At 33.1% G+C, this 420-nt stretch carries 1 pseudogene; it reads right to left on the reverse strand.

From position 1 onward, the window contains the following. A pseudogene (gene alo, locus ACM6HU_RS00065) lies at positions 1–420 on the reverse strand (anthrolysin O/cereolysin O family cholesterol-dependent cytolysin Alo); the annotation flags it as partial.

A 420-nucleotide genomic window follows, 5' to 3' on the forward strand; every position in this document is an offset into this window, starting at 1 on the left:
ATATTCAGTGAATTGTCAAGGTATTTAGCGTTAACATTAAGAGCACTTGCTATTTGAGATTTACTATACACCATAGATTCTGTATACTGCATTCTTGCAGGTAACGTATGTGTTTTTGAATACTTTTCATTCCAAGTAGATACTAATTCATCTACTGCTCCAGACACATTACCATATGTAGGATTTTGGACAGTAATTGTATTGTCTTTTCTCATGCCAGGTAAGTCTATACTAATATTCAAAGGTTTTCTCTTAGCCACTAATAAACTAGGTTGATTATCCGCAAAAGATTTATTTGCAAGTTGTACTGCTCCTGGATAAGTACGATTAGCCACAGAATCAATAATCGAAATATCCACTGGTGAAGTTGTAAGTGATTTTTTCTCACGTTCAACTACTACAAATTTACCATTTGAATTT

This window comes from Bacillus sp. IT-79MI2, assembly GCF_949768135.1.
In the GTDB taxonomy this organism is placed as follows: Bacteria; Bacillota; Bacilli; order Bacillales; family Bacillaceae_G; genus Bacillus_A; species Bacillus_A pseudomycoides.